The organism is Duganella caerulea (genome assembly GCF_040362985.1).
GTDB classification, from domain to species: domain Bacteria; phylum Pseudomonadota; class Gammaproteobacteria; order Burkholderiales; family Burkholderiaceae_D; genus Rugamonas; species Rugamonas vulcania.
Window position 1 is genome coordinate 165,744 of record NZ_BPWJ01000006.1, and the last position, 14,145, is coordinate 179,888.

Annotated in this window: 11 protein-coding genes; 5 read left to right on the forward strand and 6 right to left on the reverse strand. The window is 66.2% G+C overall.

Annotation, left to right across the window (positions count from 1 at the left end; translation table 11 throughout):
* Positions 1–7 precede the first annotated feature (7 nt).
* Complete coding sequence (locus ACUJB0_RS19525) at positions 8–1,057, forward strand: S41 family peptidase (RefSeq protein ID WP_444846663.1); 1,050 nt, start codon at positions 8–10, stop codon at positions 1,055–1,057.
* Positions 1,058–1,107: 50 nt separating this feature from the next.
* Here the strand turns inward: ACUJB0_RS19525 and ACUJB0_RS19530 are convergent, their stop codons facing one another.
* The 4 genes from ACUJB0_RS19530 to ACUJB0_RS19545 all read right to left on the reverse strand — a co-directional run bounded on the left by ACUJB0_RS19530 (position 1,108) and on the right by ACUJB0_RS19545 (position 4,667).
* Positions 1,108–1,536 carry a copper chaperone PCu(A)C gene (locus ACUJB0_RS19530; protein WP_444846664.1) on the reverse strand — a complete coding sequence of 143 codons (429 nt, stop codon included), beginning with the start codon at positions 1,534–1,536 and terminating at the stop codon, positions 1,108–1,110.
* Positions 1,533–2,141, reverse strand: a complete 609-nt coding sequence (locus ACUJB0_RS19535; protein ID WP_444846665.1) for an SCO family protein — start codon at positions 2,139–2,141, stop codon at positions 1,533–1,535. The genes ACUJB0_RS19530 and ACUJB0_RS19535 overlap by 4 nt, the downstream gene beginning before the upstream one ends.
* A gap of 80 nt (positions 2,142–2,221) precedes the next feature.
* A complete protein-coding gene (locus ACUJB0_RS19540; protein WP_444846666.1) occupies positions 2,222–2,584 on the reverse strand; it encodes a DUF2946 family protein in 363 nt (120 codons plus the stop codon).
* Between the two features lie 79 nt (positions 2,585–2,663).
* Entirely contained in the window at positions 2,664–4,667 is a 2,004-nt protein-coding gene (locus tag ACUJB0_RS19545) for a methyl-accepting chemotaxis protein (RefSeq protein WP_444846667.1), read from the reverse strand.
* 338 nt (positions 4,668–5,005) lie between these two features.
* On the opposite strand from ACUJB0_RS19545, the gene ACUJB0_RS19550 reads away from it, so the two are divergent.
* The 4 genes from ACUJB0_RS19550 (at position 5,006) to ACUJB0_RS19565 (ending at position 12,376) form a co-directional block, all read left to right on the forward strand.
* Positions 5,006–7,264: a carboxy terminal-processing peptidase gene (locus ACUJB0_RS19550; protein ID WP_444846668.1), complete on the forward strand. Its 2,259-nt coding sequence runs from the start codon at positions 5,006–5,008 to the stop codon at positions 7,262–7,264.
* Positions 7,265–7,475: 211 nt separating this feature from the next.
* Positions 7,476–9,620: a gluconolaconase gene (locus ACUJB0_RS19555; protein ID WP_444846669.1), complete on the forward strand. Its 2,145-nt coding sequence runs from the start codon at positions 7,476–7,478 to the stop codon at positions 9,618–9,620.
* Positions 9,621–9,672: 52 nt separating this feature from the next.
* Entirely contained in the window at positions 9,673–10,581 is a 909-nt protein-coding gene (locus ACUJB0_RS19560) for a phosphatidate cytidylyltransferase (RefSeq protein ID WP_444846670.1), read from the forward strand.
* A gap of 1 nt (position 10,582) precedes the next feature.
* Positions 10,583–12,376 carry a bifunctional alpha/beta hydrolase/class I SAM-dependent methyltransferase gene (locus ACUJB0_RS19565; RefSeq protein ID WP_444846671.1) on the forward strand — a complete coding sequence of 598 codons (1,794 nt, stop codon included), beginning with the start codon at positions 10,583–10,585 and terminating at the stop codon, positions 12,374–12,376.
* Here the strand turns inward: ACUJB0_RS19565 and ACUJB0_RS19570 are convergent.
* Together ACUJB0_RS19570 and ACUJB0_RS19575 are read right to left on the reverse strand one after the other, a co-directional pair.
* A complete protein-coding gene (locus ACUJB0_RS19570) occupies positions 12,327–12,938 on the reverse strand; it encodes a CDP-alcohol phosphatidyltransferase family protein (RefSeq protein WP_444846672.1) in 612 nt (203 codons plus the stop codon). The genes ACUJB0_RS19565 and ACUJB0_RS19570 overlap by 50 nt on opposite strands.
* Complete coding sequence (locus ACUJB0_RS19575) at positions 12,935–14,098, reverse strand: phosphatase PAP2 family protein (protein ID WP_444846673.1); 1,164 nt, start codon at positions 14,096–14,098, stop codon at positions 12,935–12,937. Before ACUJB0_RS19575 ends, ACUJB0_RS19570 begins: the two co-directional genes overlap by 4 nt.
* Positions 14,099–14,145: the final 47 nt, after the last annotated feature.

Here is a 14,145-nt window from a genome sequence, read left to right on the forward strand (position 1 = left end):
GAAAATAATGAACATGAAATGGATGGCCGCACTATGTTTGTTCTCGCTGACCGCGACAGTGGCAATCGCCAACACGCCTCCGTCGCCGCCGCCGGTGGCGGTCGATCAGGCGACCCGGCTGGAGGTCATCGATACGCTGATCGCCAAGTTGAATGCCAACTACGTTTTTCCAGACAAGGCACAACAGGCCGAGGTCGTTTTGCGCAAGAACCAGCGCGAAGGCAAGTACGATGGGATCACGGACGGTGAACAGCTGGCCAAACAGCTGTTGGATGACATTGATGGCGTGGTCCATGACAAGCATATGTTCATCGATGTCAGCGCCCGCCCTGTGCCGTCCGACGATGCGATGCCGCCGCCACCTCGCACGCGGGCGGAATGGGAAAAACAGGTGCCGCCCGCCGTGCTTGAAAGGGTCCGCACATCCAACCTTGGCGTGGAAAAGGTCGATCACCTTGGCCCCAATATCGGCTACCTGCGGATCTCCTCCTTCGCGCCGGTTTTCCTCGTATCCGACAAGTACGCCGCGGCGATGAACGAACTCGCGGACACCGATGGCCTCATCATCGATCTGCGCAACAATGGCGGCGGTGGGGGAGACTCGGTGGCGCTATTGATCAGCTATCTGGTCGACGAGCGCACCCGCCTCGATGACACCTGGGAACGTTCGACCGGCATCACCACGCAGTATTGGACGCAGGATAAGCTTGACGGCAAACGCTATGGCGGCAAGAAGCCGGTCCTGATCCTGGCGGGGCCCGAGACGAAGTCCGCCGCCGAATCATTCGCGTACCAGATGCAGGCACTGAAACGCGCCACGGTGATTGGCGAACGCACCTGGGGCGGCGCCAACGCTTCGCGCCCCTATCGTCTCAGCGAGCACTTTGCCGCATTCATACCAAGCAGGCGCTCGATCAGCCCGATCACCCATACCAACTGGGAGGGCACGGGCATCACTCCGGATGTTGCGGCAAAGGTCGACGATGCGCTCGTGACGGCCAAGGACCTGATGCAGCGACAACTTGGTGGCGGCTCACCATTGGTGTCGACGAAATAGAGAGTGCTGGTGGCCGCTGCCGTAATCGCTGCGACGGCCACTATGCGCGACTAGTGCGCGGCGTTCAGCGGCTTGACCACCGCGTCCACCACGACCTTGCTGCGGACCTTGTGCGCGTCTTCAAACTCCAGCGTCAGCGGGATCTTCTGGCCGGTGGCCAGCGGCTGCTTCAGCTGCATCATCATCAGGTGATAGCCGCCCGGCGACAGCTGGACCGGATGGCCGGCGGGCAGCGCCAGGCCGTCGATCTGGCGCATGCGCATGACGTCGTCGACCATTTTCATTTCGTGCACCTCGACCACGCCGGCGGCCGGCGAGCTGGCGCCGACCAGGCGGCTGTCCTGCGCGGAGGTCAGCGTCATGAAGGCGCCGGTGGCTTTTTGCGCGGCCACGGTGCCGCGCACCCAGGCCTCGCTGACGGTGACTTGCGCGAACGCGGGCAGGGCGGCGAGGAGCATCAGGTAGAGCATGCGTTTCATGAGAAGAGTCCTTTCAGGAAGCTGGTTTCTTTTTTAGGTTGCATCAGTTGGCGCAGATCGGCTGCGCATTGCTGGGCGGTTTGCTCGTGCTTGAAGGCCAGGCGGATCTTGCCGGTGGCGTCGAACACGTACGTGATGGCCGTGTGGTCCATCGTGTACGAGCTGCCGCTGGGGACTTTGCGGTAGAAGATCTTGAAGTCCTTGGCGGCCTTGGCGGTTTGCGCGGCGTCGCCACGCAGGCCAATGAAGCTCGGATCGAAGGCGCGCATGTATTCGGCCAGCAGCGCGGCGGTGTCGCGCTCAGGATCGACGGTGACGAACAGCACTTGCATCTTGTTGCCATCGGCGCCCAGCAGTTTCTTGATTTCGACGGCGCGCGACAGGGCGGTCGGGCAGACGTCCGGGCATTGCGTGAAGCCGAAGAACAGCAGCACGTATTTGCCTTTGAAGTCCTGCAGCGAGGCGGGCTTGCCGTCGCCGTAGAACAGGCGGAAGTCGGGCCCGATGCTGCTGCCGGTGACGTCGATGCCGGTGTAGGCCGGCGGCGCGGCGTGCGCGGCCAACGGCAGTGCGGCCAGCGCGGTGAGTAGGGTACGGCGTTGCATGATTAATCCTGTGATTCGTTGAACAGGCGCGGGCCAGCCGTCGCCGGTGCGGCGCGGTGGCTTGCGGATTTAACGGGACATCAGGACAGGGCGGGCGGTCCGCGCGGCTGCGCGCTGGACCAGTTGAACAGTGGTGTGGGGGATTGGTAGTGCAGCGCCGGATAGGCGTCGTGGCCGCGCAGCACGGTGAGCGCGGACGACGGCGCGGGTGGTGGCGCGTAGGTGTCGGCATGGGTGGCGCACAGCGCGCAATGCTTGATCGCGTGCGTGGCCGGATCGCCTGGCGCCGGCTTGGCCGGCGTGGCGCTGCAAATTTCCAGCGCCAGCGGATCGCCCGCCAGCGTGGCCATCGCGTGGCCGATCGCCGGGGCGAGCAGGTTCAGCACGATCGCCATGCAGACGATCAGGCTGTAACCGCGCCGGTGCTTCAGAAATTTGCCCATGGCGCGATTATAGGCCAAAACCGGAAGGCCTACCCCGCGTGCCTGAGCGACGGGCCGGCCGCGCCACTTAGGGGTAGGATTACCTCAGCGCGAGGCGAGGCGCGGCTTGAGCATCGCCCAGCTTGAAAATGCGTACCACCTGCTCCAGGTCGGACGCCTGGTCCTGCAGCGCGTGGGCCGCCGCAGCCGCTTGCTCGACCAGCGCGGCGTTCTGCTGCGTGACCTGGTCCATCTGCGCGATCGCCTCGTGCACCTGGCCGATGCCGGCGCGCTGTTCCTCGCTGGCGCTGCTGATCTCGGCCATGATGTCGGTCACCCGGCGCACGCTGACCACCACTTCCTGCATCGTCGTGCCGGCCTGCGCCACCTGCTGGCTGCCGGTTTCGACCTTGCCGACCGAGTCGTCGATCAGCGCCTTGATTTCCTTGGCCGCCATGGCCGAGCGCTGCGCCAGGTTGCGCACTTCCGACGCCACCACCGCGAAGCCGCGGCCCTGCTCACCGGCGCGCGCCGCTTCGACAGCAGCGTTCAGCGCCAGGATGTTGGTCTGGAAGGCGATGCCGTCGATGACCGAGATGATGTCGACGATCTTGCGCGACGACTGGTTGATCGAGCCCATGGTGTCGACCACCTGCGCCACCACATCGCCACCCTTGGCGGCGATGCTGGAGGCGGCCAGTGCCATCTGGTTGGCCTGGGCGGCGTTGTCGGCGTTCTGCTTGACGGCGCTGCTGAGCTGCTCCATCGACGCGGCGGTTTCCTCCAGGCTGGAGGCCTGCTCTTCGGTGCGCGACGACAGGTCGAGGTTGCCGGCGGCGATCTCGTTCGAGGCGGTGGCGATCTGCTCGGCGCCGAGGCGCACCTGGCCGACCACGCCCGACAGGTTCTTGCTGATGCCGTTCAGGGCGCGCAGGACGCGGCCGATCTCGTCCTTATTGTCGATGGCCAGCTGCACGTCCAGGTCGCCCTGGGCGATGCGGGCGGCGGCCGCTTCGGCGCGGGCCAGCGGGCGGGTGACGTTGGCGCGCACCAGCAGGAACAGCACCACGGCGAACAGCGCCAGCGAGACCAAGCCCAGCAAGGCGTAGCGGTTGCGCAGCTGGCCCGCTTCGTGGGTGATCTCCTCGGTGTAGGTGCCGCCGACGATCAGCCAGTTCCACGGCTTGAAGGTGTGGAACTCGACCATCTTGTCGCGCGGCGCGGCGCCGGCGCTGTCGGCCCAGGCGTAGGTCATCGCGCCTTTCTGCTGCGTCAGCATGTCCTTGACGAAGGGGCGGCCGTCGCTGCTCTGGCTGTCGATCAGGTTCTCGCCTTCCTTGGCCGGGTGCACCAGCGCCGTGCCCTGCGCCTTGCCGGGCGCCGCGTTGAGCACGTAGATGTAGCCGGTGTCGCCGATCTTGATGGCCTTGATCTTTTCCTTCAGCATCGCCATGTTCTTCGAGATGTCCAGGCCGATGAACAGCACGCCGATGACCTGGCCGCGCTCGTCCTTGATCGGATCGTATTGCGTGATGTACTGCTTGCCGAACAAGGTCGCCAGGCCGATGTAGCTGCCGCCGGCGCGCAGCGGCGCGTAGCTGGCGTGGGCGTGGTCGAGCTGGGTGCCGACCGCGCGCTCGCCGTTTTCCTTCTTCAGCGAGGTGCTCACGCGCACGAACTCGTCGCCGCTGGCGGCGAAGATGGTGGCGACCACGCCGGTGTCGGCGGTGAACTTGTCGGGGATGGAGAAGTCCAGGTTCAGCGGGCGGCCGTTGTGCTTGAGCGTGGGCGTGGGCTTGCCGCCGATGTCGACCGTGGCGCCGGTGTCCAGCGTGAACTTGCCTTCGCCGAAGCCGGCCGCGAACAGGCGGGCAAAGCTCGACGCCTCATTGGTCATGGCGGTGTTGAACACCTCGACCGTGTTGGCGATGCCGCCCAGGGTATTGGCGACGTTGGCCTTGGCGCGCTCGGTCAGCATGGCCGAAGTGCTCATGTTGATCAGGCTGAGCAGCATGGCCAGGATGACGGCGATCAGGCCGAAAGTGAAAACGGAAATCTTGGTGCCAACGCCCCAGTTGCGGACGTTCATAGTAAAGGTTTGCATGTATTTATCAGTTCAGGGTACTGCGGATTGAGGGCTCGAAAGCGAGCATGCTCCAGCGGAGCGACTGCGTGAGGACTTCAGGGCGCCTCACGGGTCGAGGCGTATCGGCGCTGCCGGAGTGGTGCTTGGCGGGCCGTCAAAAAACAACAGACCGGCATGATATCACACTTTTGCTGCATGGCAACATAGATGTCGATGGGGTATTTCAGGCCGGCTTAAGCCTGCGCGGGGACACTGCAAACTCCCAGCGCCTGTGCCAGGTGCTATCCTGTAGAATGGAATGGCAGGCAGGAGCGCTGCGCAGGACGATATTGATAACTACGTTTCGGAGTAAGCCGATGAAGAAGCAAATGCTGTTGGTGGCCATATTAGCGGCGCTGTCGGCGCAGGCCGGCGCCGCCGTGCCGGAAAAAGCCGCGGCGGACACCGCGCTCAAACCTCAGCCGGGCCAGGCCCAGGCGGCCGTGTGGGCCTCGCGGGTGCTGACCAAACTGCATTACAAGTCCATGCCGCTGGACGACGCCATGTCGGAAAAGATCTTCGACCGCTATTTTAAATCGCTGGATTCGGAAAAACTGTTCTTCACCCAGGCCGACCTCGACCAGTACGCGATCGTGCGCACCCGCCTGGACGACGCCATCAACGGCGAGAACCTCAGCGTGCCGTTCGCCATCTACAACCTGTACCAGCAGCGCTTCAACGAGCGCATCGCCTACGCGCGCGAGCTGCTCAAGACCAAGCCGGACTTCAGCCTCGACGACAGCTACCAGTACGACCGCGAGAAGGCCGACTGGGTCAAGACCGACGCTGAAATGAAGGAGCTGTGGCGCAAGCGCGTCAAGAACGACTGGCTGCGCCTCAAGCTGGCCGGCAAGGACGACAAGGGCATCCGCGAGACGCTCGACAAGCGCTACGAGAATTACATCAGCCGCTCGCGCAAGCTGACCAATGAGGACGTGTTCCAGATCTTCATGAACGCGTATGCGATGTCGATCGAGCCGCACACCAACTATCTGGGCCCGCGCGCGTCGGAAAACTTCGACATCGCCATGCGCCTGTCGCTCGAGGGCATCGGCTGCGTGCTGCAGACCCGCGACGAATACACGGTGGTGCGCGAAGTGGTGCCGGGCAGCCCGGCCGGCTTGTCGGGCAAGATCAAGGTCGGCGACAAGATCCTCGGCGTGGCCAAGGACGACAGCTCGCCGATGACCGAAGTGCTGGGCTGGCGCATCGACGACGTGGTCGCGCTGATCCGCGGGCCGAAGGATTCCACCGTGCGGCTGGACATCCTGCCGGTCGACGCCGGCGTCGACGGCAAGCACACCCAGGTGTCGCTGGTGCGCAAGAAGATCAGCATGGAAGAGCAGTCGGCCAAGAAATCCATCCTGGAAGTCAAGGATGGCACGGCCAAGCGCCGCATCGGCGTGATCTCGCTGCCGACCTTCTACCAGGACTTCGAAGCCAGCCGCAAGGGCGACAAGGACTACAAGAGCGCCACCCGCGACGTGGCCCGCCTGCTGGGCGAGCTGAAGAAGGAAAAAGTCGACAACGTGCTGATCGACCTGCGCAACAACGGCGGCGGCTCGCTGGCCGAGGCGGTGCAGCTGACCGGCCTGTTCATCGACAAGGGCCCGGTGGTGCAGCAGCGTAACAGCGACAACAAGATCGAAGTCGAAAGCGACACCAACCCCGGCATGGCCTGGGACGGTCCGCTGGGCGTGCTGATCAACCGTGGTTCGGCCTCGGCCTCCGAGATCTTCGCGGCCGCGATCCAGGATTATGGCCGTGGCGTCATCATCGGCGAGCCGAGCTTCGGCAAGGGCACGGTGCAGACCATCTTCGGCCTGGACCGCTTCTCGCAGAACGCCCAGATCCATTACGGCGAGCTGAAGATGACCATCGCGCAGTTCTTCCGCATCAACGGCGGCACCACGCAGCTGCGCGGCGTCACGCCCGACATCAAGCTGCCGACCATGGGCGATTCGGACACCTTCGGCGAATCGAGCTACGACAATGCCTTGCCGTGGACCTCGATCAAGCCGGCGGTCTACATCCCGGCCGGCGAGCTCAAGGAGATCCTGCCGCTGCTGGACAAGAAGCACGAGGCGCGCGTGGCCAAGGACAAGGACTTCCAGTACCTGGCCGAGGACATCGCGCTGGTCAAGAAGCAGCGCAAGGACAACCTGATCTCGCTCAACGAGGCGGTGCGCCGCAAGGAGCGCGACGCCCAGGAGGCCCGCGCCAAGCTGCGCGAGGCGCGCCTGCTGTCGACCACGCTCGGCGCGGATGATCCGGTGCTGATCCCCGATCCGAAGGACGCGCTGAACAAGGCGATCTCGGCCAAGCCGGCCAACGGCAAGCCCGCGCCGTCGCCGAAAGTGGCGGCGGTCAAGGGCGCGCTGCGCACCGACGACGGCCTGCAGGGCGACGAGCGCTCGCTGACGGCCGAGCTGGACGCGGAAAAGGCCGCCAAGGCCGCCAAGGATGTGCTGCTAAATGAAGCGGTCCACATCCTGGCCGACGAGGTGGGCCTGTTGAAAACCGACACCCGCATGGCTTCGCGCGTGCTGCCGTACGCCGCGGACATCGGCAAATAAGGGGAGCACGCAGAGATATTCACGGTGAATATCTCTGCTATTGCCAATATAAATTGGACCTATATGCCGCGATGCAGCATCATTCACCTGTCTCCTCTATCTCCTCCAAGGAAATAGATTTAGCCCGCTAACTTAGCGGGCTTTTTTTTTGCCCAGGCGCGTTAGATCAGGTAAAATATTTTCTTTAAATCAACGTTTAGGCTCCTGCAACGTGACTCCCAGCCAATTCAAGTTAATTGCCGCCGCCCTGGCCGTGGGCGGCGCCTTGGGTGGGGGCGGAGCGGCCTACCTCCTGACGCATCCATCGCATCCAGAAGCAGGCCCGGCCCGGCAGGCCGCTCCGCAAGGCACGCAGCCGCACTGGCGCGCGCGCGTGACCAGCATCGCCGGCGACGGCATGCCGGGCGCAAACAACGGCCACGGCCGCAGCACGCGCTTCGCCGACCCGTTCGGCGTGGCGGTGGACGCCGCCGGCAACGTCTATGTGGCCGACGGCGGCGACAACAACCGCATCCGCAAGATCGCCCCGGACGGTACCACCACCACGCTGGCCGGCGCGGTCGAGGGCTATGCGGAAGGGGCGGGCAAGGCGGCCGCGTTCAATACGCCGTCCGGCCTGGCGATCGACGCCGCCGGCAACCTGTACGTGGCCGACACCGGCAACAACGCCATCCGCAAGATCACGCCCGACGGCACGGTCAGCACGCTGGCCGGCGACGGCCTGGCGGGCGACAAGGATGGCCGCGGCGCGGCGGCCCAGTTCAACGGCCCGGTCGGCGTCGCGGTGGACGCGGCCGGCGTGGTCTACGTGGCCGACACCTACAACGACCGCATCCGCCGCATCGCGCCCAACGGCGACGTCACCACCGTGGCCGGCGGCGGCCGCGCGGGCGATGTGGACGGTCCTGGCGCGCAGGCGCTGTTCAACGGCCCCACCGGCCTGGCGCTTGGCGCCGCCGGCGAGCTGTTCATCGCCGACACCGGCAACCACGCCATCCGCAAGCTGGGCAAGGACGGCAGCGTGAGCACCGTCGCCCAGGCCAAGGACGGCGACCGCTCGCCGCCGCTGGAATCGCCGATCGGGCTGGCGCGCACGGCGGACGGCTTCCTCTACGTGACCAGCAACGCCCACGGCCGCCTGGCGCAGATCACGCCGGCCGGCGAGGTGCTGGCGCTGGAAGACGTCGACCATCCGGCCCAGCCGGGCTATGGCGCCGACGGCGGCGTGCGCTTCTATGCGCCGCGCGGCCTGGCGCTGGCGCGGGACGGCTCGCTGTACGTGGCCGACAGCGCCACCTTCCGCGTGCATCGCGTGGCGCCGGCGCGGGATGGCGATGAGGGAGCGCCCGACGAGCCCTTGTCCGGGATCCCGGCGCACGGCGCCACGATGCCGTGGCCGGTCAAGCCCCAGGACAAGCCGCACGAAGTGGTCGGCCTGATGGGCGAGGTGCGCGGCAACTTCGACGGCGAAAGCCGCGACCATTTCCACGCCGGCCTCGATGTGCAAGCCGCGATCGGCACGCCGGTGCTGGCCGTCACCTCCGGCAAGGTCAGCAGCCCGCTCGCCAGCTGGGGCTACGGCGAGCTGTCGGAAGGGCTGGCGCTGGACGGCATGCGCTACATCCACATGCGCGTGGGACGCGGCGCCAACGACAAGCCGCTCGACCCGCGCTTCCAGGTGCTGAAGGACGAGAAGGGCGTGCCGTCGGAGGTACGCGTCAAGCGCGGCACCCGCTTCGTGGTGGGCGAAACGCTGGGCACTGTCAACCGCATGGCCCACGTGCATCTGGACTACCTGCCCAACGGCGACGTGCTCAATCCGCTGTCGCTGCCGTTCGTGGACTTGGAAGATACCATCGCGCCGCAGATCCAGGGCATCACGCTGGCCGACAGCAGCGGCAAGCCGCTCAAGGACAAGGTCGACGGCCGCCTGATGGTGCCGCGCAGCCTGGGCGAAGTGCAGATCATCGTCGACGCGTTCGACCAGATGAACGGTAACCAGGCGCGCCGCCGCCTCGGCCTGTACAAGCTGGGCTACCAGTTGCTGAACGCGGACGGCGAGATCATCCCCGGCATGGAGCAGCCGCTGATCACGCAACTCTACGACCGTCTGCCGCGCAACCGCGACGCCGTCAAGCTGGCCTACTCGAGCACCAGCGGCATCACCGTGCACGGCGCGGCGGAGACGCGCTTCTCCTACGCCATCAACAACACGCTCATCCACGGCAAGCTGACGCCGGGCGGCTGGAAAGTTGGCGCCCTCGGCCCCGGCAACTACACGCTGCGCATCACGGCCGAGGACTACGCGGGCAACGCCGCCACCAAGGGGCGCGACGTCCTGATCACCGTAGACTGACCCGCGCGCCGGAAAACGCTATACAATTGCCACAAAAATAATTGAGGCATTTATGCAATTGCTGTTTTCCCTGCTGGGCACCGAGATCCTGACCGCGCTCGGCATGCTGTACCTGATGCTGGGTATGGCGTCGCTGGGCGTGGGCGTCAAGCTGCGCGCGCGGCCGCACAGCCAGTTGCGCGACCAAGTCAACGCCTGGTGGTGGATCTTCCCGGTGGTGACCGTCAGCCTGCTGCTGCATCCGCTCGGCGCGACGCTGCTGGCGATGCTGATCGGCCTCCTGGCCTTGCGCGAGCTGGCGCCGTTCGCCGGGCGCGGCTTCGTGGTGCCGGCCGCCATCGTGTTCGGTACGGCGCTGTTCCTGCCGGCGCCGGTGGCCATGGCCGCGCTGCCGCCGGCCGTCGCGCTGACGGCGGCGATCTACCTGCGCAAGCGCGGCGCCGCAGTCCTGGCATGGCTGCTATGGCTGGTGCTGTGCTACAGCTGCCGCTTCCTGCCACTGTACGACAGCCTGCCGCTGGACGCGCATGCGCGCCTGGCCTGGCTGTTCTACCTGTACGTGCTGACCGCGCTCAACGACGTGGCCCAGTTCATCAGCGGCACCATCTTCGGCCGCCACCGCATCGCGCCCGGCATCAGTCCGAACAAGACCTGGCAAGGATTGCTGGGCGGTGTGGTGGTGAGCATCGCGCTGTCGCTGGCGCTGGGTCGCTATCTGCATCTGGCCGGCGACGCGCAATTGACGGTGTGCGCGTTGCTGCTGTCGATGGTGTGCGCGATGCTGCTGTCGCTGGGCGGCTTCTGCGGCGACCTGATGTTCTCGGCCGCCAAGCGGGCGCTGGGCGTCAAGGATTTTTCGCAGCTCATTCCCGGCCACGGCGGCATCCTCGACCGGGTCGATAGCCTGGTGGTGACTGCGCCGCTGCTGTACTTCCTCATCACTCATCTCCTGGAAAAATAATATGAAAGCTGAACGCTCACTGGCATGGCGCACCACCGAATCCGGCTTCGACTGCAACGACGGCGTGCGCCTGTTCTACCGCGCCTGGCAGCCGCAGTCGCCGCGCCAGGACGGACCGCAGCGCGCGCTGGTGTTCCTGCATCGCGGCCATGAGCACTCGGGCCGCATCCAGCCGCTGGTCGAGCAGTTCGGGTACACGCAGGACTGGGCCTTCGCCTGGGACGCGCGCGGCCACGGCTACTCGCCCGGGGAGCGTGGCGACGCGCCCAGCTTCGAGGCGCTGGTCGAGGACTTCGACACCTTCATCGCGCACATCGCCACCACCTACGGCTTCGCGCCGGAGAACATCCTGGTGGTGGCCAACAGCGTCGGCGCGGTGGTCGCCGCCACCTGGCTGCACGATTACGCACCACGCGTGCGCGGCGTCATCATGGCCGCCGCCGCATTCGACATCAACCTCTACGTCCCGCTGGCCAAGCCGGCGTTGCGCTTCGCCCGCCGCTTCAAGCCGGAACTGTTCGTGACCAGCTACATCCGCCCTGGCATGCTGACCCATTCGGCGCAGGAGGCGGCCGCCTACGCCGCCGATCCGCTGATCGCCAAGGCCATCTCCGCCTGCGTGCTGCTAGGCCTGGCCGATACCGCCAAGCGCATCGTGCAGGACGCCGCCGCCATCGACACGCCGGTGCTGATGCTCAGCGCCGGCAAGGATTACGTGGTCAAGGAAGGCCCGCAGCAGGACTTCTACCGGCGCCTGTCGTCGCCGCTGAAGCGCTACGTGCATCTGCCGGATGCCTTCCACGCGCTGTTCTACGAGCAGGACATCAGCGTGGCGCTGGAGGCCAGCCGCGAATTCATCGAGCAGTGTTTCGAGCGCGCGCCGCTGGCGCCGTCGCACTACCTGAGCGCGGACCGCGACAGCCACAGCGCCCGCCAGTACGCGGCGCTGCAGGCGGGCCAGAGCTGCGGTCCGGTGGCCAAGGCGTGGTTCGGCATGCAGCGTGTGATGCTCGGTATGATGGGACCAGTCAGCAACGGCATGAAGATCGGCCTGCGGCACGGTTTCGATTCCGGCGCCTCGCTCGATTACGTGTACCGCAACCAGGCCGGTGGGCGCTTCCTGTTCGGCGGGATGATGGATCGCGGCTATCTGGACGCGGTGGGCTGGCGCGGCATCCGCTTGCGCAAGCGCCAGTTGCAGCAGATGCTGGGCGAACGCATCGCCGCGCATCAAGGCGACGCACCGCTGCGTATCCTCGACGTGGCGGCAGGTTCGGGGCGCTACGTGCTGGAGACCATCAAGCGCTTCCAGGACCGCGAGATCGAAGTCACGCTGCGCGACTTCACGCAGCATAACCTCGACGAGGCGCGCGTGCTGGCGGACCAGCTGCAACTGCGGGCCAAGATCGATTATCAATTGCGCGACGCCTTCAACGCCGGCAGCTACCGCGCGGAGGAGGGCGAGTACGACATCGTTATCGTCTCCGGTTTGTATGAGCTGTTCAGCGAGAACGCGCCGGTGGCGGCTTCGTTGCAGGGCATCGTCAGTGTGCTGCGCGCCGGCGGCCATTTGATCTACACTGGCCAGCCGTGGCACCCGCAGCTGGACATGATCGCGCTGACCTTGACCAGCCACCAGGGCAAGCCGTGGCAGATGCGTCCGCGTCCGCAGGCGGAGATGGATGGCCTGGTGGCGCATGCGGGCTGCCGCAAGATCGCCACCCGCATCGGGCTGGAAGGGATCTTTACGGTGTCGCTGGCGCAGAAGCCCGCAGCGCCTGCCGCAGGCGATTGACGACGGTCCACGCCGACAAGGCGATCACCAGCGCCAGGATGGCGTTCATCAGCAGCGGGGCGGCGCCGTAGGCGATCAGCAGGCCGAGAAGACCGAACCAGAAGGCGCGGTCGCTCTTGCCCATCGGGCCGTCGAAGCGGCGCGCCGCGCCCACGCTGAGGGCCAGCACGCCGGCGAATTCGGCCAGCAGCGCGGCCGCCACGGCCAGCACCACCAGCGGTGCGTGCAGCACCAGCATGAAGGGCAGGTACAGCGCCACGTCGGACACCTGGTCGCAGATTTCGTTGAGCAGCGTGCCGAGGCGCGTCTTCTGGCCGGTGGCGTTGGCCAGCATGCCGTCGATGGCGTTGAGGGCCATGCGCAGCAGCAGGAACGCGGCGAGGCCGGCCCACAGACCCGCGCATTGCGGCTGCGTGGCCAGCGCGGCGCCGTAAGCCACCGACAGCAGCATGGTCGTCAACGTGATCTGGTTGGGCGTGACGCGGCAGCGCACCAGCGCGCGCATCAACGGTTGCAGCAGTTGCTGGAATTGCGGTTTCAGCTGGTAGATCGAAAAGCTCATTGCGGGTAGTGCTCCAGGTAGAGTTGGGCGATTTGGCGGCTGCGCCGGTAGCCCATGGCGCAGTGCAGGTAAATGGCGCGGCCTTGTGCCGCGTGCGCGCGGATGGCGGCCAGGATGGGGCGGGCCGATTGCGCATCCGGCGCGTGCAGGTCGAGCAGCGGGAAGTGATGATAGCTGCGATTGCGCAGCGCGCGCGTCTCGCTCAATTCGTTTGACAGGTCGATGACGGCGCAATCGGCGGGCAGCTGCGCGGCTTCGGCGTCGGTCAGGCGGCGGCCTACCCACAGGCTTTCGCTGTGTCGCACGAAAGGTGGCCGGTGGCGTTCGCGCCAGCGCACCAGCTGCCATGTGAGAAGGTAGCCGCACAGGTATGGCGCGTACATCAGCCAGATCCACAGCGGATAGTGGCCGTCGCGCTTGTGCAGGAAGGCGGCGTGGCGGCGGTAGTACGCGCGCGCCACCAGCAGCAGGCTGGCCGCCAGGTACAGCCACCACGGGCCGCCAAGCGCGAACCAGGCCAGCAACGACAGCCCTGCCAGTACGGTGTAGCAGAACGCCACCGGCTTGCGCACATCGCCATCGACCGGCAGCAGGTGCAGCGCGAGCGCGCCCAATACGGCACCGCCGGCCACGTCGAGCGCGTGGTGCTGGTAGGTGAACACGGTGCTGATCGCGACCAGCATCAGCCACGCGGCGAGTGCGGCGCGCAGCAGGGTCGATGTGGTGGCGGTGCGCAGCGCGGCCCAGAAGATCAGGCAGTAGGCCACGTGCAGCGACGGCAGTTGGTTGTAGGGATGGTCCATCGCGGCCAGTTGCGCGAACAGCCAGGCGGGCAGCGCGTCGTCGACGGCGGGGCGGGGCAGGGAAAAGCGCAGCGGCCAGGCGGCGAAGACCAGGCAGGCGGCGATGGTGGCGAACGCGGTGCGGCGGCTCAGCGCTTGCAGGCCGGCGCGGTCGCGCACCAGCAGAAAACTCAGCACGAAGAACAGGCCGGACGTCATGTACGGCAGCACCATCCAAGGCAGGAAGGGCAGCCCGGCTTCCCACGCCATCGCGACGTTGCCCACGTCCCGCCGTCCCTGCGCCAGGTAGTTGGTGAGCGGGTAGCAGATGCCGAACAGCGCGCCGTTGAGCGCTAGCTGGATGAGACGCTGCGACATGCCGGGGCGGTTCATTGTCTGACTGTCCTTGTTGATAACGATGTAAT